This is a genomic window from Bradyrhizobium sp. HKCCYLRH3099, assembly GCF_051167855.1.
GTDB lineage: Bacteria > Pseudomonadota > Alphaproteobacteria > Rhizobiales > Xanthobacteraceae > Bradyrhizobium.
Genome location: NZ_JBNPTW010000001.1, coordinates 1,090,870 through 1,116,115 on the forward strand (window position 1 = coordinate 1,090,870; position 25,246 = coordinate 1,116,115).

Annotated in this window: 21 protein-coding genes and 1 pseudogene; 7 read left to right on the forward strand and 15 right to left on the reverse strand. The window is 66.8% G+C overall.

Annotation, left to right across the window (positions count from 1 at the left end; all coding sequences use genetic code 11):
* Window positions 1-78 precede the first annotated feature (78 nt).
* Window positions 79-1,605: a serine aminopeptidase domain-containing protein gene (locus ACQR1Y_RS04995; protein WP_434879804.1), complete on the forward strand. Its 1,527-nt coding sequence runs from the start codon at window positions 79-81 to the stop codon at window positions 1,603-1,605.
* Window positions 1,606-1,653: 48 nt separating this feature from the next.
* Here ACQR1Y_RS04995 and ACQR1Y_RS05000 read toward each other — a convergent pair whose 3' ends face one another.
* Window positions 1,654-1,854 carry a hypothetical protein gene (locus ACQR1Y_RS05000; RefSeq protein ID WP_434894295.1) on the reverse strand — a complete coding sequence of 67 codons (201 nt, stop codon included), beginning with the start codon at window positions 1,852-1,854 and terminating at the stop codon, window positions 1,654-1,656.
* Window positions 1,855-1,986: 132 nt separating this feature from the next.
* Window positions 1,987-3,588: a GMC family oxidoreductase gene (locus ACQR1Y_RS05005; RefSeq protein WP_434879830.1), complete on the reverse strand. Its 1,602-nt coding sequence runs from the start codon at window positions 3,586-3,588 to the stop codon at window positions 1,987-1,989.
* Window positions 3,589-3,853: 265 nt separating this feature from the next.
* Here ACQR1Y_RS05005 and ACQR1Y_RS05010 point away from each other — a divergent pair, with 265 nt between their 5' ends.
* Both ACQR1Y_RS05010 and ACQR1Y_RS05015 read left to right on the forward strand, forming a co-directional pair.
* Entirely contained in the window at window positions 3,854-4,963 is a 1,110-nt protein-coding gene (locus ACQR1Y_RS05010; RefSeq protein ID WP_434894296.1) for an excisionase family DNA-binding protein, read from the forward strand.
* Window positions 4,964-4,986: 23 nt separating this feature from the next.
* Complete coding sequence (locus ACQR1Y_RS05015) at window positions 4,987-5,340, forward strand: DUF2200 domain-containing protein (RefSeq protein ID WP_434879801.1); 354 nt, start codon at window positions 4,987-4,989, stop codon at window positions 5,338-5,340.
* A gap of 6 nt (window positions 5,341-5,346) precedes the next feature.
* Here ACQR1Y_RS05015 and ACQR1Y_RS05020 read toward each other — a convergent pair whose 3' ends face one another.
* Window positions 5,347-6,264 (reverse strand): PaaI family thioesterase, encoded by a 918-nt coding sequence (locus ACQR1Y_RS05020; protein ID WP_434856668.1) that lies wholly within the window; start codon window positions 6,262-6,264, stop codon window positions 5,347-5,349.
* A gap of 300 nt (window positions 6,265-6,564) precedes the next feature.
* Here ACQR1Y_RS05020 and ACQR1Y_RS05025 point away from each other — a divergent pair, with 300 nt between their 5' ends.
* Window positions 6,565-7,239, forward strand: a complete 675-nt coding sequence (locus ACQR1Y_RS05025; RefSeq protein WP_434879800.1) for a hypothetical protein — start codon at window positions 6,565-6,567, stop codon at window positions 7,237-7,239.
* Between the two features lie 55 nt (window positions 7,240-7,294).
* Here the strand turns inward: ACQR1Y_RS05025 and ACQR1Y_RS05030 are convergent, their stop codons facing one another.
* Complete coding sequence (locus ACQR1Y_RS05030) at window positions 7,295-8,866, reverse strand: L,D-transpeptidase (protein ID WP_434879799.1); 1,572 nt, start codon at window positions 8,864-8,866, stop codon at window positions 7,295-7,297.
* Window positions 8,867-9,283: 417 nt separating this feature from the next.
* Here ACQR1Y_RS05030 and fabA point away from each other — a divergent pair.
* Both fabA and ACQR1Y_RS05040 read left to right on the forward strand, forming a co-directional pair.
* Window positions 9,284-9,813, forward strand: a pseudogene (gene fabA / locus ACQR1Y_RS05035) (bifunctional 3-hydroxydecanoyl-ACP dehydratase/trans-2-decenoyl-ACP isomerase).
* Between the two features lie 43 nt (window positions 9,814-9,856).
* Window positions 9,857-10,624 (forward strand): alpha/beta hydrolase, encoded by a 768-nt coding sequence (locus ACQR1Y_RS05040; RefSeq protein WP_434879798.1) that lies wholly within the window; start codon window positions 9,857-9,859, stop codon window positions 10,622-10,624.
* Here the strand turns inward: ACQR1Y_RS05040 and ACQR1Y_RS05045 are convergent.
* From ACQR1Y_RS05045 to ACQR1Y_RS05090, 10 genes are all read right to left on the reverse strand, one after another.
* Window positions 10,578-11,450 (reverse strand): bifunctional helix-turn-helix transcriptional regulator/GNAT family N-acetyltransferase, encoded by an 873-nt coding sequence (locus ACQR1Y_RS05045; RefSeq protein ID WP_434879797.1) that lies wholly within the window; start codon window positions 11,448-11,450, stop codon window positions 10,578-10,580. The two genes, ACQR1Y_RS05040 and ACQR1Y_RS05045, sit on opposite strands and share 47 nt — an antisense overlap.
* A gap of 329 nt (window positions 11,451-11,779) precedes the next feature.
* A complete protein-coding gene (locus ACQR1Y_RS05050; RefSeq protein ID WP_434856674.1) occupies window positions 11,780-12,715 on the reverse strand; it encodes a sugar-binding protein in 936 nt (311 codons plus the stop codon).
* Between the two features lie 85 nt (window positions 12,716-12,800).
* Window positions 12,801-13,898: an ABC transporter permease gene (locus ACQR1Y_RS05055; protein WP_434856675.1), complete on the reverse strand. Its 1,098-nt coding sequence runs from the start codon at window positions 13,896-13,898 to the stop codon at window positions 12,801-12,803.
* The gene (locus ACQR1Y_RS05060) at window positions 13,898-14,659 is read right to left on the reverse strand and encodes an ATP-binding cassette domain-containing protein (RefSeq protein ID WP_434857234.1); all 762 of its coding nucleotides are present in this window, start codon (window positions 14,657-14,659) and stop codon (window positions 13,898-13,900) included. Before ACQR1Y_RS05060 ends, ACQR1Y_RS05055 begins: the two co-directional genes overlap by 1 nt.
* Before the next feature lie 37 nt (window positions 14,660-14,696).
* Complete coding sequence (gene xylA, locus ACQR1Y_RS05065) at window positions 14,697-16,019, reverse strand: xylose isomerase (RefSeq protein WP_434879796.1); 1,323 nt, start codon at window positions 16,017-16,019, stop codon at window positions 14,697-14,699.
* The gene (gene xylB / locus ACQR1Y_RS05070) at window positions 16,016-17,473 is read right to left on the reverse strand and encodes a xylulokinase (protein ID WP_434879795.1); all 1,458 of its coding nucleotides are present in this window, start codon (window positions 17,471-17,473) and stop codon (window positions 16,016-16,018) included. Before xylB ends, xylA begins: the two co-directional genes overlap by 4 nt.
* 112 nt (window positions 17,474-17,585) lie before the next feature.
* On the reverse strand, window positions 17,586-18,614 hold the full coding sequence (locus ACQR1Y_RS05075) for a LacI family DNA-binding transcriptional regulator (protein ID WP_434856678.1): 1,029 nt from the start codon (window positions 18,612-18,614) through the stop codon (window positions 17,586-17,588).
* A 102-nt stretch (window positions 18,615-18,716) separates the two neighbouring features.
* Window positions 18,717-19,931, reverse strand: a complete 1,215-nt coding sequence (locus tag ACQR1Y_RS05080; protein ID WP_434879794.1) for a sensor domain-containing diguanylate cyclase — start codon at window positions 19,929-19,931, stop codon at window positions 18,717-18,719.
* A gap of 413 nt (window positions 19,932-20,344) precedes the next feature.
* On the reverse strand, window positions 20,345-21,517 hold the full coding sequence (gene pobA, locus ACQR1Y_RS05085; protein WP_434856680.1) for a 4-hydroxybenzoate 3-monooxygenase: 1,173 nt from the start codon (window positions 21,515-21,517) through the stop codon (window positions 20,345-20,347).
* A gap of 159 nt (window positions 21,518-21,676) precedes the next feature.
* Window positions 21,677-22,597: a helix-turn-helix domain-containing protein gene (locus tag ACQR1Y_RS05090; RefSeq protein WP_434879793.1), complete on the reverse strand. Its 921-nt coding sequence runs from the start codon at window positions 22,595-22,597 to the stop codon at window positions 21,677-21,679.
* A gap of 135 nt (window positions 22,598-22,732) precedes the next feature.
* Between ACQR1Y_RS05090 and ACQR1Y_RS05095 the strand changes: the two genes are divergently transcribed.
* The gene (locus ACQR1Y_RS05095; protein ID WP_434879792.1) at window positions 22,733-23,896 is read left to right on the forward strand and encodes a cytochrome P450; all 1,164 of its coding nucleotides are present in this window, start codon (window positions 22,733-22,735) and stop codon (window positions 23,894-23,896) included.
* Window positions 23,897-24,104: 208 nt separating this feature from the next.
* Here ACQR1Y_RS05095 and ACQR1Y_RS05100 read toward each other — a convergent pair whose 3' ends face one another.
* Window positions 24,105-25,223: an NADH:flavin oxidoreductase gene (locus ACQR1Y_RS05100; protein WP_434879791.1), complete on the reverse strand. Its 1,119-nt coding sequence runs from the start codon at window positions 25,221-25,223 to the stop codon at window positions 24,105-24,107.
* Between the last annotated feature and the right edge of the window lie 23 nt (window positions 25,224-25,246).

The window sequence follows — 25,246 nt, forward strand, 5'->3', positions numbered from 1 at the left end:
GATGCCGGCCCTCTCCACGCACGCCGACTGTTTACCCCGGATGTCCCTGCGCTAAAATCGGCTGCAATGGAGCAGGTCATGTCAGGCGCGCCGCGCCCATCAACTGCGAAGCGTGCGCGCGCGATGGCGCTGCTGGCTGCGGCGCTGCTCGGGCTTGCGCTCTGCGCGGCCGGCATCTGGCGCCTGGAGACGGAGCGCGCCGGCCTCACCATCACGCAAGGCCAGGTCGACACCACGCCCATCACCATCTATCGGCGCGGTGACGCGGTCTCCGCACCCGTGGTGGTCATCGCCCATGGCTTCGCGGGCTCGCGCCAGTTCATGGAGGCCTATGCGCTGACGCTCGCGCACGCGGGTTATCTTGCCGTCTCGTTCGACTTCGAGGGCCATGGCCGCAACCCCGCGCCGATGTCGGGCGATGTCACGCGTATCGACGGCACAACGCGGAAGCTGATGAGCGAGATCGGGCGCGTCACCGACGCGGCGCTGGCGCTTCCGGGCGCCGATGGCCGCGTGGCCCTGCTCGGTCACTCCATGGCGTCAGACATCATCGTACGTCAGGCGCTGGCCGATCCGCGCATCGGCGCGACGGTGGCGATCTCGATGTTCTCGCAGGCAGTCACCGCGAACGCGCCGCGCGACCTGCTGATCATCACCGGGGAATGGGAGTCGGCGCTGCGCCGCGATGCGCTGCGCAATCTGAGGCTCGCCGATGCCGCCGCGGATGAAGGCCAGACCGTGGGCGATCCCGCTCAAGGCGGCGGCCGTCGCGCCGTCGTGGCGCCTGACGTCGAGCATGTGAGCGTCTTGTATTCAGCGACGGCGCTGCGCGAGGCACGCAGGTGGCTCGACCAGGCGTTCGGCCGCAGCAGCAGCGGCCCGGTCGCCGCGACCGGCGGCGCCATCGTGCTGCTGCTTGCGGGCATCGTGCTCTTGGCCTGGCCTCTGGCCCAGTTGCTGCCGCAACGCGCTGCGCCGCCGCCTGCGATCGCCTTGCGCCAGTTGCTGATCGCCACGCTCGTGCCCGCGGTGGTGACACCGGTCGCGCTGCGCTTCGTCGACACAAGCTTCCTGCCGGTGCTGGTCGCCGACTACCTCGCGGTGCATCTTCTGGTCTATGGCGGGCTGTCGCTGGCGCTGCTGCGTCTGCAGGGCGTTCGCTTCGGCCGCGTCGCCTGGCTCGCGGCGCTCGCGCTGGCGGCCTACGGAATCCTCGGCTTCGGCGGCGCGCTCGACCGTTACGTCGCCTCCTTCATGCCGATCCCGGCGCGCCTGCCGATCATCGCCGCGATCGCCGTGGGCGCCGTTCCCTACATGCTGGCCGACAGCATCGCCAATCAGGGCGGTCGCGCCGCGCTCTGGCGCACGCTGTTCATCCGTGCCGCCTTTCTGGCGTCGCTCGGCGGCGCCGTGGCGCTCGACGTCAGGCGGCTGTTCTTCCTGCTGATCATCATCCCCGTGATCGTGCTGTTCTTCATCGTGTTCGGCCTGATCGGCGGCAGCGTCGGCCGCAGGACCAATTCGCCGGTCGCCGAAGGCGTCGGCCTCGGCCTGATCCTGGCATGGTCGCTCGGCGTGTCGTTTCCGATGTTCGTGGCGGGATAGCGGGTGACTACGCCGGTGACAGAGCAAGGCAAGACGATGCAGGCGGCCTCAGATCAGAACCAGCACGAGCCGCCGGGGCGCGCCCGACGAGATCGGCATCGTCACGCTGTCGAAGGGTCGAACATCGCCCCGCGCCGCCCGCCGGTTGCGTGCCTGAATTATCGCGGCCCGCCGCTGAAGATAGGCCGCAACCCGGATGTCGAGCCAAACACGGACGTGCAGGACGAGCAGCGTCAATTCGTTTGTCATTGAAAAATCTCTCTTGATAGCTGTCAGCAGAGCAAGCTGGCGTGCCGCCCGCAACCGAGCGGCACGAGAATGGATCTGTGTGAATTCGAGGGACCGGTCCGTGAGGATACGATGCGGGCCGGTCGCGCGATGTCAGTTCACGCCATGCGCGGCCTTGATGATGTCGGCGGCGCGCTCGCCGATCACGACGCAGGGCGCCATCGTATTGCCGCTGGTGATCTCCGGCATGATCGACGCATCGGCGATGCGCAGCCTGTCGACACCGTAGACCTTCAGCTTGCCATCGACGACGGACATCGCGTCGTGTCCCATCTTGGCCGTGCACGACTGGTGCCAATAGGTGACGGCGGCGTTGCGCACGAAGGTTTCCATCGCGGCCTTGTCGCGCTTGCCGGGAAGCGCTTCGCGCTTCACGAGCCTGTTGAAGGCTGGATCGCCGCCCAGGGCGCGGCACAGCTCGATATTGGCGTAGGCCGCGGCAAGGTCATCCGGGTGCGACAGCGTGTTGGCTTCGATTCGGATGGGATCGTCCGGACCCGGCCCGGACAGATGCAGCGTGCCGCGGCTCTTCGGATGTGCGAGGCCCGCGAACATCGTCCAGCCATGCTCCGGAACGTCGGGCCCCATGATCTCGGCGCTGACGACCGGAAACTCGACCTGACAGTGAAACATGTCGGGGCAAGCCAGCCTCGCGTCGCTCGTCCAATAGAGTGTCGCTTCCGAACCGCCGTAACCGACGGCCTGCGGCTCGCGATATTCGAAGACGCAGGCGAAGGCGATGTGATCCTGGTGATTGCGGCCGACGCCCGGCAGATGCTGGATCACCGGAATGCCGTGACGGCGGAGTTCGTCCTCCGGGCCGATGCCGGACTGCATCAGAACCTTTGGCGTATTGATGGCGCCGAGCGAGAGCACGACCTCGCGGCCGGCCATGAACCGGCATTGCTGCGAATCCCGCATCGCTTCCACGCCGACGACGGAGCGGCCGTCGAAGATCAGCCGTGTGACCATCGTCTCCGTCAGCACCGTGAGATTGGACTGGCCGAGCCGCGGATACACGTAGGACCGGTAGATCGACGAACGCCGCCCGTCCTTGACGATCAGGTCGTTGATCGCGGCTCCGCCGCGCCCTTCCATCATGGCGCCGTTCGGACTGTCGAACGCCGGCAGCCCCAGGGATTGTGCGGCCTCGATCATCGTCCGCGCGATCGGCTGCGGATGGGCCGCGGGACCGACGTGCACCGGCCCGCCAGTGCCGCGGCGCCGCGGGTCCGGGGTGCCCTGCCAGTTTTCGATGCGGCGATAGATCTCCAGCACCGACTCATAGCCCCACGCCGCATCCTGCGCCTCCGCGGCAAAGCGCTCCCAATCGTTGCGGTGTCCGCGAGCCCAGACCATCACGTTGATGCTCGAGCCGCCGCCCAGCACCTTGCCCATGTTGAGCGGAATGGCCCGACCGTTCAGATGCGGATTGGGTTCAGCCCTGAAGTCCCAATCGCGCGCCGAGCCGAGGTTCAGCGGCCACTGCGCCGGGCTCATGACCTCCGGAACATCGTCGCTGCCCCCCGCTTCGAGCAGGAGCACGCGCACCGCCGGATCTTCCGCCAGCCGCGCGGCCACCACGGACCCCGACGATCCGGCGCCACAGACGATGAAGTCATAGTGCCCTGTGCTGGTTTCGGGTGCTCGCAGGCTGGTCCGCTGCGGATCGTCGTCACGGGTCACGGTCGTCATCATTGGCTCTCTCTCCGTTTGAGGTGGACACAACACATCCACAACGTGCAGACGCAGGCGGATCGTACCGACAATAGGTAATATGATGCCGCAGCGCGAAGAGAAAATATCAAATCTATCGATTTTATCAATATCACTAAATATGATTGTTTCGTGATCACGCAGGCGCGCTTGCGCTTGAACCAAACCGGCCCATGTGGTGAACGCGGGTGCGGCGGTTCAGCGGAAGCTGCGAACCATGCTGCCAGCCGATACGGTGCGGTCGATGGATAAGGACGTTCTGACGACATCCGAGGCGGCGAAGCTGCTCGGGATTTCGGTGCGCACGGCGCAATTGCTGATCGAGGGCGGCACGCTCACCTCCTGGAAGACTCCGGGAGGACACCGCCGGGTCTACCGGACCGAAGTCGAAGCGCTGATCGCTCGCACCAAGCCGGCGCCTGTCCTGGACTCCACGCTCGTCATCGTCGTGTGCTCCGCGGACCGGCGAGCGGCTTACGAAACGGCGCTGGCGGACGTGCCGGAATGCACCGTCGCGATCCACCAGGATGCTCACACCGCGGCCTTCGTCATCGGCTCGCGACAGCCAGCCGCGGTGATCGTCGACCTGACCGACGCCGATCCGGACCGGCTGGCGTTCCTGAAGCATATCGACATGAATCCGGCGTTCGGCTCGATCGCCCTGTTTGCCGTCGCAGGAGCCGAGGCCACGACGAGCGGCGATCTCGCCAGCTTGCGGCGCGTGACCGTGACGCCGCGAGACCAACTGCCGGCTGCGTTGCACAGCCTGCTCCAGGATCGGGACGCGCCGCGGGACATCATCGTGGACGGCGCGCCGTTTCCGCTCGCCGCGAATGAGGGCCGGCGCCTTGCAGCACTGAAGCGCTCGGGTCTGGTCGATACTGCGCCTGAGGACGCCTTCGACCGCCTGACCTGGCTCGCGAGCCGCAGCCTCAAGGCCCCTGTCGCGCTGCTGACGATTCTGACCAACAGCCGCCAATGGTTCAAGTCGCGGGTCGGGCTGCAGATGACCGAGACGCCGCGAAGCTGGTCGTTCTGCAATCACACCATTCTGCAGAAGGGCGTCTTTGCCGTGGACGACCTCGCGGGCAAAGCTCCGTTCGATACCAACCCGGCCGTCGCCGGCGAACCGCATTTTCGCTTCTACGCCGGCGCGCCCGTCACCGACCCCGACGGCTTCGCCGTCGGGGCGCTGTGCGTCATCGACTATGAACCGCGCACGCTCGACGCCGATCAGGAAAAGACGCTGCTCGCGCTGGCGAAGCTGGCATCCGACGAGATCCGGCTGCGCGCCACCGAGCGCCAATTGCGCTGGGCCTTGGACTCGCTCGACAGGCAGCATGAACGATCTTGACGGCAGGCGGAGCGGGAGCAGCCATGGCGAAACACAAGATCTACACGATGAGCTTTGCGAGTGTGTACCCGCTCTACGTCGCGAAGGGCGAGAAGAAGGGACGCAGCAAGGCCGAGGTGGACCAGATCATCTGCTGGCTGACGGGCTACGACCAGAAGCAGCTCGAGACCCAGCTGCAAAAGCAGACCGATGTCGAGACCTTCTTTGCGCAGGCGCCCGCGATGAATCCGGCGCGGTCGGAGATCAAGGGCGTGATCTGCGGTGTCCGCGTCGAGGAGATCGAGGAGCCGACGATGCGCGAGATCCGCTATCTCGACAAGCTGATCGATGAGCTGGCGCGGGGCAAGGCGATGGACAAGATCCTGCGCAGATCCTGATCGCTCTCAGTCCTGGTCCTGTCCCGCCTCGGGCCGCAGCATGAAATGGCCGAATGCCGTGGCGTGCGGCTTGGTGGCGTCGTCCTGCCAGGCGCGGGCTTCGAAGGCGACGACGCGGCGGCCCTGCTTCACGATCGAGGCCGACGCGATGCTGTCGAGCGCGCGGCCTGACCGGAGATAGTTGACGGTCAGTCCGATCGGCTTCGGCGGCGCGGCCACGCCGAGCTCGCGCATGACGGTGACGATCGCCGCGGTCTCCAGGAACGCCCCGGTCATGCCGCCGTGGATCGCGGGCAGCACGGGATTGCCGATGATCCGGTGCGAGAACGGCATGATCGCCGTGCCGTCATCGGCGACTCGAATGCCGAGGCACCGCGCGAACGGGCTGTTCGCGAACCGCCCCGTGGGATCATCGGGCGCATCGAGCGGCGGCGGTTCGCCGCCGAAGGCCGGACGGTCCGTCAGCATGTTGGTGCGGTTGGCGCCGATCATGAAGCAGGCCGTGGCGGTCGCCACCGGCGCGCTCTCCTCCTCCTGATAGGCGGTGGCGCGCACGAAGGCGATCGAGCGCGTGACGCGGTAGCATACGGCATGCGCCTTGATGTCGAGCCCGGGCGTTGCCGGCTTCTGATAGTCGATGCGCAGGTCGAGCGTGGCGATCGCACGGCTGCCGTCGAGCGCAAGCTGCACCGCCATGCCGCAGCTCTCATCCAGCATCGCGGTGACGACGCCGCCATGGATCACGCCGGTGTCGCTGTCGCCGACGAACACCGGGCGATAGGGCAAGGTCGACCACGCCTCGCCGGGCGCGAAGCGGTCCATTCTCAAGCCGCTGATGTGACCATAGACCGAGCGGCGGTGCCTGATGGCCTCGGCGAGGTCGTCGAAAGCCGGCGGCGCGGCGGAACTCGGTGTGTCGGACATGGCCCGAGACTTAGCGCATCGCCGTCACAGGCGCGACGTCTTTTGCCCGAATGCAAGGCTTGCGGCGAACCATCCACCTCGCGCTTCGCCCGGCATCCACGCATTGCGGACACGCTCGCAAAACCCGAACGGCACGCTTCGACCGGACCGCCAGTGTCGCGCCGCGTGTCCATCTCATCACTGCACGCGAGATTCCGGAAAACTACGTGGATGAAATGTTACGACGGCACGGCGCGCTTAGAACATTGGAAACCTTAATACGGTCATAATTGCCGCAATCGAATCCCTGGAGACGTGTCGATGCGCAAGACTGTGAAGACGCCGGATGCTCCGCCGAGCAGCGGCACAACCTCTCTACGAATTGTCCTGAGCCTTGCGCTCGCAGCGAGCGCCGGCGTGATGTGGTGGAGCAGCGGCGGGGCCAACAGCTTGTCCTTTGCCGGCATCGGGTCATCATCGCTGGAGACCCGCGTCGCCGCATTGACCTCCGAGATCACCCAGCTTAAGGCCGAGACCGCGCAGCTGCGCGACCGCCAGAACGACACCTCCGGCGAGCTGCTGCAGCTCCGGGCCAGCCTGTCGACCGCCGAGACCGGCCTCGCGACGCTGCGGACCACCGCCGACGACAGCGAGATCCGCCGTCGCGAAACCGCTGACAAGATCGAGCAGGATCTCGCGCTGCTGAAGCGCCAGGCCATCCGCCTGCGCTCCGCGCAGGAAGACGTCACGACCGAGCTCGGTGGAATGCGCACCGCCGCCGCGAACACCGACATGGCCATCGAGCAGTTGCGGACCAGCACCGGCGAGATGCGCAAGCAACTGACGCGGATCGAGACCGCGCGTGAAGCCACCAGCTCGATCTCGCGCAGCCGTCCTCACCGCATCAAGCGCGTGGCGCGCGCGCCGGAGACTCAGTCGGAGCCGCAGCCTTTCGTAATGCAGTGGCCCGGCGTCATCCCTGCCGGCCGCAACTGATTTGACTTGAACGATGGCCTGACCGCAGCCCGCGGTCAGGCACAAGCCCGGCTGGTTACCACCAGCCCGGCTGCACCGGCCGATAATAGGTCGGAGCCTGGCCGCGGCGACGCTGCGGCGCGACGGGCTGACCATCCCAGCCGCGCTGGACCGGCTGGCCATCCCAGCTGCGCTGGAAGAAGTTCCCGAACCCGTCATCATATGGATCGCCGCTGGCGACGACGTCGACATTGGTCGTCGGCTTGCGCGTGATGAAGCCGCCCTGCGGCTGATTGCTCAGCACGGCAACGAACTCGGTGCGATAATTGGTCTCGCTCGATAGCGGCTCGTCGGAGACGATGATCGAGGAACGCGGCACCGCCGTCGGTGCGATGCGGTCGAGCACATCCTTCGGGATCGTGATGCGGTCGAGCGCGTCCTTGGCGTCGTCGCCGTCGTCGATCGTCACCGCAGTCCAGCGCAGGCCCGCGCCGTTCTGCGCCACGGCCGTGAAGATATGCGTGCCGAGCGGGCGGTCGGGATCGCGGATCGTCACCGGCGACTCGATCGAGGTGTCGAACACCTCGCCACCGCCGTCACGCGCCGGCTTGTGCGTGTTCCGCCGCACATACAGCATCTGGGTCGAGCGGCTGATATAGACCGAGACCGGCTCGGTCGCGAGGCTGGCGTCGGTCGCCGCCTTGCTCGTATCGGCCTTCCTCGCCGCGGCCGCCTTGGCGGCGTCCTTCGTCGTCGTGACGGCGGCGAGCTTGGCGGAAGCCTCCGCCCTGGCGGCGTCGAGCTGCGCGGCCGCGTCGGCAGCCTTCGCCGCCGCCTTCTGCTGCGCCTCCTCGGCCGCCGGCTTCGCCTGATCGGTCTTCACCGCGGCGAGCTTCTTGTCGGCCATCTTGAGCTCGGCATCGGCACGCGCCTTCGCCTGCTCCAGCTTGCGCAAATTCGACTTCACCGACTTCGCCTCGCGCTCGGCGGCGGCCGCAGCGGCTTTCGCCTCGTCGGCGGCCTTCGTCGCCTCCTCGGCCTCGCGGTTCAGCGTGCTCGCGCGCGACGGCGCGGCGGCCAGCGCGTCCGGCTTTGGCACGAACAGCGCGGGATGGGAGAACTCGACCGGCGCCGCGTCGCCGGGGGCGATGATCACGCGCATGCCGATATAGGTGCGGTCGAACAGCTTCTCAGCAAACCCATAGGGCATGCGCACACAGCCATGCGAGGCGGCATAGCCCGGCAGCGGCCCGCCATGCAGTGCGACGCCGTTCCAGGTGATGCGCTGCATGTTCGGCATCCAGGCATCGTCATAGAGCGTCGAGTGGTGGTCCTTGTCCTTCTCCAGCACGGCGAACACGCCAGCCGGCGTCTCGCGGCCGGACACGCCGGTCGACACCGGCGCGCGCCAGATCCAGCCTTCCGAATCGTAGAACGTGACCTTCTGCGTCTTGATCGAGACGATCGCCATGATCGGATCGCCATGCGCGCGCGGCGCGGTCGCCTCGGTCACCGGCGCGGGCTTCGCCTGCCGGGCATGCGCCACGGGGCTGGTCAGTCCCAGCGCCAGGGCCGCCAGAAGCACGAGAGCCGGTCCGGGTGGGTGCATCGCTGCAAGGTTCTGAGCCGCCGAGGATCGTGTCACCATGCCCTATTCCCGATTCGCCATTGCCGTTCCGCCCGCGCGAGCGACGCAGGGTATATACGCTCGATCATGTCTTGGGGTGAAGTGAGGCGGACAACCGCCTCAATCGGCCTCACTTGCCGCATTTGCGTCAGGTGCCTGCACACATCCGCTGACGTGCTTGCCCCCTTCGGCCGCTGTGATCACCCCAACACTGAAGACACCGCATCCAACACCCCACCGGTTGCCCGTCACTTAACGCGAAAGGGCGCGGCGAGGTCCGCGGGCTTCGCACGGGCGGAACAACCGTCATGCGACAAGATGAACGAAATTTTCCGGGAGCGCTTGAATGCGCTGTTCCGCGTGCCCACGCTCCATCGCGCAGGCGAGCTCGGCACCATCCGGGCCCGCTTTTCACCCGGCCCGAAGGGAAGAGAGGCAATGCCCGACCCGCGCGATTTTCACACGCCGCAATCGTCCTACACCAAGGATGACCTGCTCCGGTCGAGCGAGGGCGGCTATTTCGGCCCGGGCAACGCGCAGTTGCCGGCGCCGCCCATGCTGATGATGGACAGGATCACGGCGCTCAGCGTGGACGGCGGCCGATATGGCAAGGGACGTGTGGTGGCCGAGTTGGACATCACGCCGAAGCTGTGGTTCTTCGACTGCCTGTTCCGTGGCGATCCGGTGCTGCCCGGCAGCCTCGGCCTCGACGCGATGTGGCAGATGGTCGGCTACTGGCTCGGCTGGTGGGTTCGCCGGGCAAAGGCCGCGCCACCGGCGTCGGCGAGGTCAGCTTCCGCGGCCAGATCACGCCGGACGTGAGCTGCGTGCGCTACGAGGTCGACATGCGCCAGGTCAGGCGTGGCCGGCTGGTGCTCGGCATCGCCGACGGCCGCGTGCTGGCCGACGGCAGGTGCGTCTTCGAGGCAGCCGACATGAGGGTCGCACTGGTCGGCGCGGCGGGTTGAGACTTCAACAGTTCCGCTTAACGACCATTTTTATCGAGACGACATGAGCAAAGATTTCATCCTGATTGCCGGCCCCATGGTGCGCGCGTCGAGCTGGCAGCCAACGGCCGAACACCTGCGGAAATTAGGTTACTCGCTGCAAGTGCCAGATATTCTCGCGCATCATGCAACGCCACCGGCCTGGAGCGCTTGGCCACGGCTTCTGCTCGATCACATCGCGCCAACCGACGCCTCCATTCTCGTCGGCCACAGTTCAGCGAGTGCGCTCGTCGCCAGTCTTGCGACCAAGCTCCCAGTCCGCGGCATCATCATTGTCGATGGCGACATTCCGCCGGACGGAGGCCGCGCATGGCCGGTCCGCCCCGCACTGCATGAGTTCGTGCGCCGCATTGCTGCAGCAGACGGAATTCTTCCAATCTGGTCGCGGTGGTTCGTTCAGGACCCGCAGCGGGCCACGCTCATCGGCTTGGACCAGCTGTCCCAGAATCCGATCGCGTTAGCGCAATTCGAGGATGGCCTTCCCGCTATGACGCTGAGCTGGTTCGAAGAGGACATGGACCTGATGCCGTGGCGCCATATCCCCGTTGGCTACCTCCAAACTTCGCCGATCTATGAGCATGCTAGTGCAGAGGCGCTCCGCCTGCGTTGGCCAGTCGAGAAGCTGAACGGAACACACCTTCATCCCACATTGTGCCCAGCCGAGACGGCGAGTGCCCTTATAGCGATCGCGCGCCAACTCGAGCCGAACGCAAGCCGCACTCAACCTAAAGCACCTTCTCGAAAAACAAATCCGGATACGGATCGTCGTTGAAGCGGTCGATCTCGGTCCAGCCGGTCTTGCGGTAGAGCTGCTGGGCTTCGCCGAGCGCGCTGTTGGTGTCGAGCCGGAGCGTCGTGATCGACAGGTGTCGCGCGGCGGTCTCGGCGGCGTCCATCAGGCGCCGGCCGAGGCCCAGGCCGCGCGCTGCAGGAGCGACCCAGAGCCGCTTGATCTCGGCGATCTCCTGCCCCGAGCCCTTCAGGCCGACGCAGCCGAGCGGTAGCCCGTCCGACAGCGCAATAAAGAACGCGCCGCGCGGGGCCAACATATCCAGCGCGTCGGGATCGCGCGACAGCTTGACGTCGAAACCGCGGGCGAAGCGGCGCGACAGCTCGGCGTAATACTCGGTCAGGCAGTAGCGCGCCGGTTCGCTGCGCGGATCGACCTCGTCGATGCCGATGCGGTCGCGGCCGAGCGCGGCGGCGACCATGTCCATGGCCGCGAGCAGCTCATCGCGCCGGCTGGAGCGCCCCAGCATCGATTGAGCCTGCGCATTGGAGAGCGTCTCATAGGCGTCGAACTCGCGACGGCCGGCGGCGGTGAGTTTTGCGATGCGGCGGCGCGCATCGTCCGGATGCGGCCTGGTGATCACCAGCCCCTCCTCCTCGAGACCGCGCAGCAGCCGGCTCATCAGCCCGGAATCGAGCGCGAGGTAGTCGCGCAGCTCGGCGACATCGCTGCGGCCATGGCCGATCGCATTGAGCACACGCGCCGCGCCGAGCGGCCGCCCCCGCCCGAGGAAGGAGGTGTCGAGCGCGCCGACCTCCGAGGTGACAGCGCGGTTGAAGCGGCGAACGCGGGCGATCGGATCGAGCATGATATCTGACTTAAGTCAGATATCATGCTCTGTCAATGAAGTGGAGGCCGACAGCCCCAACCACCACCGTCTTCATCCGCGCAGGCGGATGATCCAGTACGCCGCGGCGGCCATGATTGAACGATAGGCCACGGCGTACTGGACCCGCCTTCACGGGCATGCCGGCGGAGTAAAACAAGCGACGGCGTCACACCTCGGTGACGTCACGCATTGCGGAAGGTCGCGCCGAACGGCCGCGTCTGCGCTTCCACTCAACAAAAAAAGGCGGTCCAGACACCCCGCCGAAGCCGGGTGCCGGACCGCCAGGTTTTCCCCGGGAGGAACTCAGATCAGTTCAAGAGCTTCGCGACGTTGTCCTTGGTCACGAGATCGAGGCCGGTGTAGATCACCTCCGGCACCTTCTCGCCCTTCTTGATCGCGAGCAGCGTGTCCATCGACTTCTCGCCCATTTCGAACGGACGCTGGCCGGTGAGCGCGTTGGAATAGCCGTCGCGCAGCAGCTCGAGCTGCATCTTCAAGGTATCGGCGACAACCAGCGTCAGCTTGCCGGCATCGATGTCCTTCTTGTTCTTGTTGACGAAGGCCTTGTAGCCCTCGGGCGCGAACATCGGCCAGCCGCCGATCGGCACGATGGCGCCGAGGTCAGGGGTCGCGGTGCGGAGGTCAGCCATCTGCTGGACGGCCAGCGCTGGATCGTCGTTGCAGAAGGTCGGCGAGCCCGCCACTTCCGTCCACTTCGAGCCCTTCAGCGCCTCGCGCACGCCATCGACGCGCTCGGCGAGATTCTTGGCACCGGGACCGCCGGACACCACGGCGTACTTGCCACCATCAGGCCGGAGCTCGCGCAGCTGCTTGCCGAGCGCAAGGCCGAAATCTTTGTTGTTGGTGCCGATGTAAGCGAGGCGCTTGGAGCCGGGCGCATCCGCGTCGAAGGTGATGACAGGGATGCCGGCCGCCGTCGCCGCGTCGATCGACTTGGTCATCGCCGCGACGTCGGCCACCGAGATCGCGAGGCCGTCGACCTTCTGGGTGATGAAGTCCTGGATGATCTGCGCCTGGGTGGCCGGCTCGTGCTCGACCGGGCCCTTGTAGATGCACTCGACATTGCCGAGCTCCTTGGCGCGCTTCAGGCAGCCGTCGCGCGCGACGTCGAAGAACGGGTTGTTCATCGCCTTCGGCACGATGGCGAAACGATACTTGGTCTCGGCCTGCGCCGGGCCCATCAGGATCGCGAGCGATGCGACCGCATACAGCAGCTTCTTCATGGCTTCCCTCCTCCATGTCTATCCTTGATGATTGTCTGCGCCGGGCGCGGATAGACTGAACAGTCACATCCCGGCCAGTATCCCGTCACAAGAGTCGCGCGCGGATGCGATCGACCAGCACGGCCGCGATGATGATCACGCCGACCAAGGTCTGCTGCCAGTAGGAGTTGACCTGCGCCAGCACGAGGCCGTTGCGGATCACTTCCAGCAGCACGCAGCCGACGATGGCGCCGAGCGGGCCGCCGATGCCGCCGGCGAGATTGGCGCCGCCGATCACCGCCGCCGCGATCACGTTGAGCTCGTAGGACGTCGCCATGTTGGCCGGCGCGGAGCCGAGCCAGCCGGAGATGATGATGCCCTGCAGGCCCGCTGCGAGCGCGCCGACCACATAGACCTCGATCTTGACGCGCGGCACCGAGACGCCGGTCAGCTCGGCCGCCTTCTCGTTGCCGCCGATCGCGAAGACGTGGCGGCCGAACGTCGTGTGGTGCAGCACCAGCGCCATCAGCAGCGCCAGCAGGATGAGATAGATGAACGGCGCGGGCACGCCGTACACGTCGCCTTGCGTCAGCGCATAGAAATAATCGGCATCCGGGCCGCCGGGAAAGCTGCCCTTGCCGTTGGAGATGACGTAGCCGAGGCCGCGCACGATCGAGAGCATGCCGAGCGTGGTCACGAACGGCGACAGCCCGAGCAGCGCGACGCAGACGCCGTTGACGAGGCCGACGATCAGCGACACGACGAGGCCCGCCAGCACCGAGACGATCAGGATCAGTCCCGGCACGTTCGCCACCACCGTCTTGCCGTCGGCGGCGAGATGCACGAACAGCGACGACAGCGGCATTCCCGGCGTCGACAGCGACGTCATCACCATGGAGGTGATCATCGCCGCAAAACACATCAGCGAGCCGACCGAGAGATCGATGCCGCCGGTGATGATGACGAAAGTGATGCCGAGCGTCGCGATCGCGATGAAGGAGAAGTTCTTGGCGACGTTCTGCAGGTTGCCCTGGGTCAGGAAATACGGGCTGGCGAAGCTCATGATGACGATCAGCGCGACCAGCGCCATCGTCACATAGGCCGTCTGCGACGCGAACACGCCGCGATGCCACCACCTGCTGGCGCCGACATTGGTGAAGGTGACGTCGGGGCTCGTCGCGCTCGTTTCGGATGGAACGGACATCACGCGGCCTCCTTGGCGCCAGTGATCAGCGCGGTGACTTCCTCGGGGCTGGTCTCGGCGACCGGCTTGTCGGCCTTCTTTTCGCCGCGCCGCATGACGACGACGCGGTCGCACACCGCGAAGATGTCGGGCATGCGGTGCGAGATCAGGATCACGGCGATGCCCTGCTCCTTCAGGCGATGGATCAGGCTCAGCACCTGCTCGACCTGGCGCACCGAGATCGCCGCCGTCGGCTCGTCCATCATCACCAGCTTGGCATTGGACAGCCGCGTGCGCGCGATCGCCACCGCCTGGCGCTGGCCGCCCGACATGTCCTTGACGAGATCGTGCGGCCGCGTCTCCGAGCGCAGCTCGCGGAACAGTTCCAGCGCGCGCGCCTCCATGCCCTTGTGGTCGAGCAGCTTGAGCGGTCCGAAATTGCGCCTGAGCTCACGGCCGAGGAAGACGTTGGCGGCGGCGGTAAGATTGTTGGCGAGCGCGAGGTCCTGGTAGACGACCTCGATGCCGACGCTGCGCGAGTCCATCGGGCGATGGAAATGCACCTCGCGGCCGCAAAACTGGATCGCGCCCTGGCTCGGCGGAAAGTTGCCGGCGATGATGCGCACCAGGGTCGACTTGCCGGCGCCATTGTCGCCCATCAGGCCGACGACCTCGCCGGCGCCGATCGTCAGATCGACGCCGTGAAGTGCGCGGATCGCGCCGAACTGCTTGCCGATGCCCTTGAGCTCCAGCACCGGCTGTGCCGTGGGCGTCGCGCCCATGGCGGCCGTCTCGTTTGGCATGCGCAGGCTGCTGTCGTCAGACATAGCGGTTCACCACACTTTCCAGATATTCCTGCCGGCCCGAGCGCGGCTGCGGATCGAGGCCGGAGGTGATGGCGCGGTCGGCGAGCTCGGCGAGCGAGCGGCGGCCGGCGAGAATGGCCTGCCCTTCGTCACCGTCCCAGCCGGCGTAGCGTTGCGCGAGCGGCGCCGTCAGCGCGCCGTCCTCCAGCATCTGGTCGGCCGCGATCAGCGCCCGCGCGCACGCATCCATCGAGCCGACATGGGCGTGCAGCAGATCGTCGGGATCGATCGACTGCCGCCGGATCTTGGCGTCGAAGTTCAATCCGCCCGTGGTGAAGCCGTCGCCCCGCAGAATGTCGTGGAACACCAGCGCCAGCTCTGGCACGTTCATCGCGAACTGGTCGGTGTCCCAGCCCAGGAGGTCGTCACCGCGGTTGATGTCGAGCGAGCCGAACACGCCGAGCGCCTGGGCCAGCGCGATCTCGTGCTGGAACGAATGGCCGGCGAGGATCGCATGGTTCTGCTCGATGTTGAGCTTGACGTCGTCGAGCAGATCGTAGCGCCTCAGGAAGCCGTAGCAGGTCGCGACGTCGAAATCATATTGATGCTTGGTCGGCTCCTTCGGCTTCGGCTCGATCAGCAGCGGCCCCTTGAAACCGATCTTGTGCTTGTGCTCGACCACCATGGACACAAAGCGGCCGAGTTGGTCGAGCTCGCGCTTCATGTCGGTGTTGAGCAGCGTCTCATAGCCCTCGCGGCCGCCCCACAGCACGTAGTTGGCGCCGCCGAGGCGATGCGTCACCTCGAGCGCGGCGCGCACCTGGCCAGCCGCGTAGGCGAAGACATCCGGATCGGGATTGGTCGCGGCGCCCGCCATGTAGCGGCGGTGCGAGAACAGGTTCGCCGTGCCCCACAGCAGCCGCACCTTGGCGGACGCCATCTTCCGTTCGAACAGATCGGCGATGGCGTTGAGATTGGCGACGGATTCCTTCAGCGTCGCGCCTTCCGGCGCGGCATCGACATCATGGAAGGTGAAGAACGGGACGTCGAGCAGCCGGAACAGCTCGAACGCGACATCGGCCTTGGCGCGCGCCAGCGCCAGCGCGTCGTCTCCATGCTGCCACGGCCGCAGGAAGGTCTCGCCGCCGAACGGATCGGAGCCCGGCCAGCAGAGCGAATGCCAGTAGCAGACGGCGAAGCGCAGATGCTCCTCCATCCGCTTGCCGCGGATAATCCGGTCCTTGTCGTACCAGCGGAACGACAGCGGGCTACGCGACTCTGGCCCGCCATAAGCGATGGTCGCACCGGTCTGGAAGAAGGGGGCCTGGACGTTCACGAGATCGACTCCTTGAGAGCGGGATAGAGCTTGCGCCATTGCGCGTAAGCTGCGTCGTAAGCCGCACGCTGTGCGGCGCGGGGCGCGAAGCTCTGCAGCCGCCGCGGCTTGCGGCAGACATCGGCGGGCGCCTCGCCGGTGGCGGCGAGACGGCCGAGCCGGGCCGCGCCGATCGCGGCGCCGACCTCGCCCTCCTCGACGCGGTGCACGGCGACGCCGAGCACATCGGCCATGATCTGCGCCCACACCAGCGAGCGCGAGCCGCCGCCGACGAGATCGACCTCGGTGATCGCCTGAGCGTTGCGGCCGAGGGCTGCCAGCATGTCACGCGCGGCGAACGCCACGCCCTCGAGGACCGCCTGCACGAGGTCGCTGCGGTCAGCGGCGCTGCGCAGGCCGACCAGTGCGCCCGCGGCGCGGGCATCATTGTGCGGCGTGCGCTCGCCATCGAGATAAGGCAGGAACTGCACCGGGCTCGGGCGTTCCACGGCTGCGCCCAGCGGCGCCAGCAGTTCAGCTTCCGGCGCATCGAGAATGCGCGCGAGCCATGCCAGCGACGCCGCCGCCGACAACATCACGCCCATCTGGTGCCAGAGACCACCCAGCGCGTGGCAGAACGCATGCACTGCCGCCTCCGGCGCCGGTGCGAAACGGTCGGTGACGCGGAACAGCACGCCCGACGTGCCGAGCGACAGAAAGGCGTCACCGGGCCTGATCGCGCCGAGCCCGATCGCGCTCGCCGCATTGTCGCCCGCGCCGCCCGCGATCACGACATCGGCGCCCATGCCCCAGCGCCGCGCCAGTTCGCGTGACAGAACGGCACTGCGCTCATTGCCTTCGACCAGACGCGGCATGTGATCGAGACCGAGCCCGGTCGCCGCCAGCAGCGTCTCCGACCAGCGCCGCGCGCCGACATCGAGCCACAGCGTGCCCGCGGCATCCGACATGTCCTCGACCATCTCGCCCGACAGCCGGTAGCGCACATAGGCCTTCGGCAGCAGCACCTTCGCCACACGATCGAAAATCTGCGGCTCGTGCTTCGCGACCCAGGCGAGCTTCGGCGCGGTGAAGCCCGGCATCGCGAGATTGCCGGCGATGGCGTGCAGTTCCGGGCAGCGCCGCTCGAGCTCGGCGCATTCATCCTGCGAGCGGCCGTCGTTCCACAGGATCGCCGGCCGCAACGGCCGGCCGTCACGCGCGAGCAGGGTCGCGCCGTGCATCTGTCCGGACAGGCCGATGCCGCGCACCGCCGCGGTCTCGCGCGGATGCGCGCGGGCGAGATCGTCGATCGCGCCCAACGTCGCTTCGACCCAATGATCGGGATCCTGCTCGGACCACAGCGGCTGCGGATGCGACAGCGCCAGCGGACGGCCGGCGCTCGCAATCAGCGCGCCCTTGTCATCCTCCAGCACGGCCTTCACGCCGGATGTGCCGACATCCAGTCCGAGAAACACGGTCTACTCCTCCCACGGGTTGCTGGACGTGGCGATCTGCGTCGCTTCGCACAGCCCCTGCTCGTCTCGTCGTCCATCCGCGATCAGCCCGGCCGCGACGCGGCCGCACCGGTCACAGCAGATTGTCGCGCATCACGATGTCGATGCGGATCGTTTCCTGTTCGCTCAGGATCGGCTCGCCGCGCGCCAGCGCCAGCAGCACGCGCAGCGCCGAGCGCGCCTCATGTCCCGGGTTCTGCGAGATCGCCGCATCCATCGCGCCCGAGAGCAGCAGCTTGCGCGTCAGCGCCGTGACGTCATGGCCGACGAACACGATCTCGCCGGCGCGGCCGGACTCGGCCAGCGCCTTGGCGACCCCGGAGGTGCCGGCGCCGACATTGTAAAGACCGACGATGTCCGAATGCTCGGCCAGGAGCTTCCGCATGAGGTGTTCTGAGCGGTCGTCCGCATCATGCCCCTCAGCGACGGGCAAAACCTCCAATTGCCGAAACTCCGCCGCCAGCACCTGGCTGAAGCCGAAGATCCGCTCGGCATGGTCGCGCAGGCCGAGCGAGCCGGCCATGATCGCGATCCGCCCGGTCCTGCCGCTGGCAAAGCGCCCGACCAGCGCACCGGCGGTGCGGCCGGCTGCGATATTGTCGATCCCGACATAATGATGCCGGCGCGACGACGGCACGTCCGACACCAACGTCACCACCTTGGCCCCGGACTCGACGAGATCGTTGATCGCCGCGCGCACGCTCGGATGATCGAGCGCGACCACGGCCACGCCATCGACGCGGCCGACGAGGTCGTCGAGCCTGCCGGCCAGCACGAGCGGATCAAATACATCGGTCGTTCGCACATCGACCGTCAGGCGCCGCGCCGCCATCCAGTTCGCCATCTCGCCGAGTTGCGTCTGGATCTGCTGCATGAATGGGTTGGGTCCGGACGGCATGACGAAAGCAAAGCGCCGCGACCGCGCGCGGGCAAGCTCCGACGCCGCCGCATGCGGCTGAAAGCTGCTGCGCGCCATGGCATCCTTGACACGGCGCACGGTGTCGGGACGCACGCCCGGACGGTTGTGCAGCACACGGTCGACGGTGGCCAGGCTCACGCCGGCCTGCCGCGCGATATCCCGCAATGTCAGCGGTGCGTCCATGCTCCTCCCCTTCGGGTTGAGGAACTTAGCGCGATTTTTGAGGTACGCAACTCATTTCTGAGGGCCGAGGACCCGGGTTCCGCGAGCCCGGCCGGCAGGGCGCTACACGAACGCGACCTCGATCCGCCGGTCCGACCGCGATGTCATGCGGCAGGCACGCGAGATGCCGTCACTGGCAATCGCCAGCTTGAACTGCTCGGGCACATCGGCCACCGACATCACGTCGAGCGAGGCCGCCGTCTCGGACAGCGCGCGGACCGTGCAGTCGAAGGTCGATCGTCCTGCGTTGAACGCGATCTGCCCGGCCTTGAACACGCGCCGCAGCGAGGGCGCGAGCGACGGCGCAGCCTCCACCCACGCGACGACGCGGTTGCGACCATCATCCTTGGCCGCATACATCGCAAGATCGGCACGCTCCAGCATCGCGTCGAACGTCAGCCCGGGAACGAAGTCCACGGCGCCAAAGCTCGCCGTCACCCGGATCGGTCCACACGGGCTGTCGACCGCGAGGCCAGCTACCGCCAGGCGCATCTTCTCGAGCACCGCCATCGCCTGGGCCAGGCTGGTGTGCGGCAGCACGATGCCGAACTCCTCGCCGCCGAGACGGCCGATGACATCGGAGTCGCGCAGGACGCCGCGGCAACTCTCGACCACTTGCGACAGCACGAGATCGCCGACGGCATGGCCGTACTGGTCGTTGACCGACTTGAAGTGGTCGACGTCGATCAGCGCGCAGGTCAGCCTGTGCCCGTGGCGCTCGGCCAGCGCCCGCAGCCGCTCGCCCTCGCTGCGGAAGGCGCGGCGCGACAGCGCCCCGGTGAGGCTGTCCCGCATGCTCAGATTGCGCAGCATCAGTTCGTCGATGGCGATGGCCGCCAGGTCTTTCAGAATCTCCGCGTCCTGGGCGCTGAATTCGCGCGGCTTCGTGTCCATCGCACACAATGTGCCGACATTGACGCCGGCGATGCGAAGCTGCGCGCCGGCATAGAAGCGGATGAAGGGCCGCCCATGCACCAGCACGTTGTCGGCAAAGCGCGGATCACGGTGGGTGTCGGCAACGATCAGCGGTTCGAGCTGCTGGATCGCGTAGTTGCAGAAGGCCGGACGGCGCTCGCCCTCGCGGTCCGCCACCCCGTCGACCGCCTTGAACCATTGACGATGACCGTCGATGAAAGTGAGCGTCGACATCGGCACGTCGAAGATCTTCCGGCACAGGCCGGTCAGACGGTCAAAGGCGCGCTCGCGCGGCGTATCCAGAACGTCGAGTTCCGCCAGCGTCTCCAGGCGGCGTGCATCATCATGGTGGTCGTTGGACATCGGCGTCTCCCTCGCCTGACCATCGCGCGCGCGGCTTAACGCACGATTGATGAGAAGAATGAGGGAACTACTAACAGGGAACCTGCTGCTCGCATTTGCCGAGATGCGGAACGATGCGAGCAGCATCAGCAACAGTCCATCGCGATGTCGGGGAGGTGATGGAACTCATCCGGAGGCGATCAGAGCGGACCGCTCGCCGCACTCAATGCCGGGATGACGGCGGTGCTTGTTGAAGCTGCGATGGTCGATGCGCGGCCTTGTAGGGTGGACAAAGCGGACGCCGGCAGGGCGGTCGCGTGCCCACCGTGCATAGGCACGCGTGGAAGGAATGGTGGGCACGGCGCGCGATGCAGCGGAGCAAACAACTCGCAGCTTTGGCGCGCCTTTGCCCACCCTACGGACGGCGCAAGCCGCTAGAACGGCAGGCCGACATAGTTCTCGGCCAGCGACCGCTGCGCGGCGTCGGACGAGAACAGATACGCGAACTCGGTGTCCTGCAGCTTGTCCTCATACGGCAGCCGGTCGGGGAAGCGATGCAGCAGGGTCGTCATCCACCAGGAGAAGCGCTGCGCCTTCCAGATCCGCGCCAGCGCGCGCTGCGAGTAGCCGTCGATGCCGCGGTCGTCGCCCTTTTTGTAGTGATCGAGCAGCCCATGATAGAGATAATAGATGTCGGAGGCGGCGGAATTCAGCCCGCGCGCGCCGGTCGGCGGCACGATGTGGGCGGCGTCGCCGGCGAGGAACATCCGGCCATAGCGCATCGGCTCGGCGACAAAGCTGCGCAGCGGCGCGATGCTCTTCTCGATCGACGGTCCGGTGATCAGCTTGGCGGCGACCTCCTCAGGCAGGCGGCGCTTCAGTTCCTCCCAGAACGCGTCGTCGCTCCAGCCTTCCACCGTGTCGGTCAGCGGCACCTGGATGTAGTAGCGGCTCAGCACCTGCGAGCGCAGCGAGCACAGCGCGAAACCGCGCTCATGCTTGGCGTAGATCAGTTCCGGCGACACCGGCTTGGTGCGCGAGAGCACGCCGAGCCAGCCGAACGGATACACCCGTTCGAACTCCTTGATCTTGTCCTGCGGGATCGACTTGCGGCTGACGCCATGGAAGCCGTCGGCGCCGACGATGTAGTCGCAATCGACGCGGATGACCTCGTCGCCGGTCCGATAGGTGACGTAGGGCGCGTCGGAATCGATGTCGTGCGGCGTCACGTCGAGCGCGTTGTGCACGACCTTGCCGCCAAGCTTGTCGCGGGCCTCGTAGAGGTCGCGGGTCAGCTCGGTCTGGCCATAGACCATCACCGAGTTGCCGCCGGAATATTTGTGCAGGTCGACGCGGTCGAGCTTGCCGTCATGGGCGATGTAGAAGCCGTGATGGATCTCGCCTTCGCGGTCCATGCGCTCGCCGCACTGCGCCTCGCGCATCAGCTTGGCGAAGCCGTGCTCGAGCACGCCGGCGCGGATGCGCGACAGCACGTAGTCGCGGCTGGATTTTTCCAGGATGATCGTGTCGATGCCCTGCAGATGCAGCAGCTGAGACAGCATCAGGCCCGACGGGCCGCCGCCGATGATGCAGACTTGGACTTTCATGGGCTTCATCTCCCGGATTCGCGACAACAGGTTTGTTGGCTTTGCTTGTCAGTCGCGGATTTTAGCAAGGAATGCGGCTGGTCACTTGGATGGACCCGGCAATCTCTTGCACTTTTCCGGCATCATGCCGCAGCGCAACAGAGATGCTCGCGGCGCAGCTCAGCCGCCGGGAAGCGCGGAGCCATCGCCGACGCCTATCGCGCGGCGGTAATCGCGCGGGCTCGCTCCGGTATGGCGCTTGAAGAAGCGGCAGAAATAGGCGGGGTCCTTGAAGCCGAGCTCGAACGCCAGCTTCGACACCGGCGCCGCGATGTAGGTGAGCCGGCGGCAAGCCTCGCGGGCCAGCCGCGCATGCACGATATCGAGCGCAGACTGTCCGGTCTCCGCCCGGGTCAGCCGGTTCAGCCGTTCCGGCGTCATGCCGAGCTGGTCGGCATAGCGCGCCACCGACCAGTGATCGCGGTGATGCGCCTCGACCAGCACGATGAAGCGGGTGAACAACGCGGCCTGTCCGCTGCCGCGCCGCGCGCCCTCCGACAGCCGCGCGCTCTGCTGCGCCAGCCGCCACACGATCGAGCGCCCCAGCCAATGCGGCACCGGCGAGGCCGCCGAATCCGCGGCCGCGAACTCATCGGCGAGGTCGACGAACAGCGCGGCGATGCGGCGGGTGGCGACCGCCTGCGGATCGAGCTGCAGGATCTGCGCGGTCGCGAACAGGTCGCGCAGCGCTTCGCCGGTCGCCGGCACGTCGCCTTCGACAACGGCACGAGGATTGAAGGTGAGCACGTAGCCGTCGGTGTCGCGCGAGAATCGGAAGGCATGCACGACTCCCGGCGGAATGATCACCGCCACCGGCCCGGTGCAGCGCTCGCGGCGTTCGTCCAAGGCGATCTCGGCCGGGCCGGACGCCACCCAGAGGATCTGATGCAGGCCCTGATGCGTATGCGCCTCGATCTCCCAGCGATACAGCTTGCTGCGCACCTGGATCGGCTCGATATGCAGCATATCCGGCTGCGCGGCGGACGCCTCGCCATACAGCGCGAAGGCGGGGATCGAGGGCTTGGTGCGAAAGCGTGGCATGCGCGACAGCTAAGCCGGAATGCCGGAAAAGTACAAGTCTTGGCCGAGGTTCGTGTCTCACGCCGCGGCAAGGACGCGGTTAGGATCGTGAAAAGAACAACAACGACCATACTCAATGGAGAGGAGGCCAAGGAGATGTTCACGTTCGATCCGTATTCGCCGGCGGTCGATGCCGACCCGTTCCCGTTCTACAAGACCTTGCGCGACGAGCACCCCTGCTTCTGGAGTCCCCAGGCCCAGGTCTGGATCCTGTCGCGCTATGCCGATGTCGCGGCGGCCGGCACCAACTGGCAGACCTATTCGTCGGCCAAGGGCAATCTGATGACCGAGCTGCCGAACCGCGCCGGCGCGACGCTCGGCACCACCGACCCGCCGCGCCACGACCGGCTGCGCGGCCTGGTGCAGCACGCCTTCATGAAGCGCAATTTGGAGAGCCTGTCGGGTCCGATCCGCGACATCGCCCGCGCCAGCGCCGAGGCGCTGCGCGGCCAGGAGCGCTTCGACTTCATCGAGGCGTTCTCCTCGAAATTCACCGTGCGGGTGCTGTTCGCGGCGCTCGGCCTGCCGCTCGGCGATGAGCAGACGGTGCGCGACAAGGCGGTGCTGATGGTGCAGAGCGATCCGGTTAGCCGCGCCAAGGGGCCGCAGCACATCGCCGCTTACAATTGGATGCAGGACTATGCGGCATCCGTCATCGCCGAACGCCGCGCGCGGCCGCAGAACGATTTGATCTCGCATTTCAGCATGGCCGAGATCGACGGCGACCGGCTCGACGAGCGCGAGGTGCTGCTGACGACGACGACCCTGATCATGGCCGGCATCGAGTCTCTCGGCGGCTTCATGAGCATGCTGGCCTACAATCTCGCAGACCATGCGGACGCCCGCCGCGCCGTCGTCGCCAATCCCGATCTGCTGGCGGATGCGGTGGAAGAGTCGCTGCGCTTCAACACCTCGGCCCAACGCTTCCGCCGCTGCCTGCAGAAGGATCTCACTTTGCACGGCCAGACGATGCGCGAAGGCGACTTCGTCTGCCTCGCCTACGGCTCCGCCAATCGCGACGAGCGGCAGTTTCCAAATCCCGATGTCTACGACATCACGAGGAAACCGCGCGGCCACCTCGGCTTCGGCGGCGGCGTGCATGCCTGTTTAGGCTCAGCGATCGCAAGGATGGCGATCAAGATCGCATTCGACGAACTGCACAAGGTTGTTCCGGAGTATCGCCGCACCCAGGAACAACTGCCCTGGATGCCGTCCTCCACCTTCCGCAGCCCGCTGTACCTGGAGCTGACGGTGCATTAGTTGTTGCAAGGACTAGATGAGAACCCAGGCTCGCGCCCCGCGGACAGTGCGCTCCCTCTCCCCGTTCTTACGGGGAGAGGGTTGGGGTGAGGGGCGGCCTCACCCACCGACCGTGCGGAGAGCCCCCCTCACCCGGATGGCATCTTCGGTGCCATCCGACCTCTCCCCGCACGCGGGGAGAGGTGAAGATCGACCGAGCCACGACAGCTCACACCAAAGCGCCAAGATCCGCCGCGTTGAAGCCCTTGAGCCCGGCCTTGTCGCCGGCCTTGATCTTCGCCACCCAATCCGCATCGCTGATCAGCGCGCGTCCGACGGCGATGAGGTCGAACTCGTCCTTCGCCATGCGCTCGAGCAGCGCATCGAGATCGGCCGAACTCGACGGCTTGCCGGCGAAGGCCGAGAAGAACTCGTCGGACAGGCCGACCGAGCCGACGCTGATCGTCGCCGCGCCCGTGATCTTCTTCGCCCACCCGGCGAAGTTGAGCCCCTTCTCGCCGTCGATCTCCGGAAACTCCGGCTCCCAGAAGCGGCGCTGCGAGCAGTGCAGGATGTCGACGCCAGCGTCGACCAGCGGCTGCAGCCAGTCGCCCATCAGCGCTGGCGTCTCGGCGAGGCGTGTCGCGTAGTCCTGCTGCTTCCACTGGCTGACGCGCAGGATGATCGGGAAGTCGGACCCGACCGCCTTGCGGATCGCCGCGACGATCTCGCCGGCAAAACGCGAGCGCTCCTTGATGGTCGGCCCGCCATAGCGGTCCTCGCGCTTGTTGGTGCCGGACCAGAAGAACTCATCGACCAGATAGCCATGGGCGCCGTGAACCTCGACCGTGTCGAAGCCGGTACGCTTGGCATCGGCGGCAGCCTGCGCGAACGCGGCGACGGTGTCGGCGATGTCGTTCTCGGTCATCGTATTGCCGCGCGGCTTTTCCGGCGCGATCAGGCCCGAGGGGCTCTCGACCGGCGCGTCCGGCTCCCAGCGGCTCATGCCCTTGGTCGAGCCGGTGTGCCAGATCTGCGGCGCGATGCGGCCGCCGGCGGCGTGCACGGCGCTCGCCACCTTCTGCCAGCCGGCCAGCGCGGCCTCGCCGTGGAAGAACGGAATATTGGGCTCGTTGCGCGAGGCCGGGCGGTTGATCACCGTGCCCTCGGTCAGGATCAGCCCCACCCCGCCCTCGGCGCGGCGGCGGTAATAGGCGGCGTTGGCCTCGCCGGGGATGCCGTTCGGCGCTGCGTTGCGCGTCATCGGCGCCATGACGATGCGGTTCTTCAGTTCCAGCGACTTCAGGCGAAACGGACGAAACAGCACGCTGGTATCGAGATCGGACATTCAGAAGGCTCCATTGCGTTCGG

Bases quoted from the DNA above. Each gene is read 5' to 3' on its own strand.
- ACQR1Y_RS05000 (WP_434894295.1), bottom strand. From the start codon at position 1,854: ATGACAAACGAATTGACGCTGCTCGTCCTGCACGTCCGTGTTTGGCTC.
- ACQR1Y_RS05005 (WP_434879830.1), bottom strand. From the start codon at position 3,588: ATGACGACCGTGACCCGTGACGACGATCCGCAGCGGACCAGCCTGCGA.
- ACQR1Y_RS05055 (WP_434856675.1), bottom strand. From the start codon at position 13,898: ATGTCCGTTCCATCCGAAACGAGCGCGACGAGCCCCGACGTCACCTTC.
- ACQR1Y_RS05100 (WP_434879791.1), bottom strand. From the start codon at position 25,223: ATGTCCGATCTCGATACCAGCGTGCTGTTTCGTCCGTTTCGCCTGAAG.
- ACQR1Y_RS05080 (WP_434879794.1), bottom strand. From the start codon at position 19,931: ATGTCCAACGACCACCATGATGATGCACGCCGCCTGGAGACGCTGGCG.
- ACQR1Y_RS05050 (WP_434856674.1), bottom strand. From the start codon at position 12,715: ATGAAGAAGCTGCTGTATGCGGTCGCATCGCTCGCGATCCTGATGGGC.
- ACQR1Y_RS05020 (WP_434856668.1), bottom strand. From the start codon at position 6,264: ATGTCCGACACACCGAGTTCCGCCGCGCCGCCGGCTTTCGACGACCTC.
- ACQR1Y_RS05015 (WP_434879801.1), top strand. From the start codon at position 4,987: ATGGCGAAACACAAGATCTACACGATGAGCTTTGCGAGTGTGTACCCG.
- ACQR1Y_RS05025 (WP_434879800.1), top strand. From the start codon at position 6,565: ATGCGCAAGACTGTGAAGACGCCGGATGCTCCGCCGAGCAGCGGCACA.
- ACQR1Y_RS05095 (WP_434879792.1), top strand. From the start codon at position 22,733: ATGTTCACGTTCGATCCGTATTCGCCGGCGGTCGATGCCGACCCGTTC.
- ACQR1Y_RS04995 (WP_434879804.1), top strand. From the start codon at position 79: ATGTCAGGCGCGCCGCGCCCATCAACTGCGAAGCGTGCGCGCGCGATG.
- ACQR1Y_RS05010 (WP_434894296.1), top strand. From the start codon at position 3,854: ATGGATAAGGACGTTCTGACGACATCCGAGGCGGCGAAGCTGCTCGGG.
- ACQR1Y_RS05045 (WP_434879797.1), bottom strand. From the start codon at position 11,450: ATGCTCGATCCGATCGCCCGCGTTCGCCGCTTCAACCGCGCTGTCACC.
- ACQR1Y_RS05075 (WP_434856678.1), bottom strand. From the start codon at position 18,614: ATGGACGCACCGCTGACATTGCGGGATATCGCGCGGCAGGCCGGCGTG.
- pobA (WP_434856680.1), bottom strand. From the start codon at position 21,517: ATGAAAGTCCAAGTCTGCATCATCGGCGGCGGCCCGTCGGGCCTGATG.
- ACQR1Y_RS05040 (WP_434879798.1), top strand. From the start codon at position 9,857: ATGAGCAAAGATTTCATCCTGATTGCCGGCCCCATGGTGCGCGCGTCG.
- ACQR1Y_RS05030 (WP_434879799.1), bottom strand. From the start codon at position 8,866: ATGGTGACACGATCCTCGGCGGCTCAGAACCTTGCAGCGATGCACCCA.
- ACQR1Y_RS05060 (WP_434857234.1), bottom strand. From the start codon at position 14,659: ATGGGCGCGACGCCCACGGCACAGCCGGTGCTGGAGCTCAAGGGCATC.
- ACQR1Y_RS05090 (WP_434879793.1), bottom strand. From the start codon at position 22,597: ATGCCACGCTTTCGCACCAAGCCCTCGATCCCCGCCTTCGCGCTGTAT.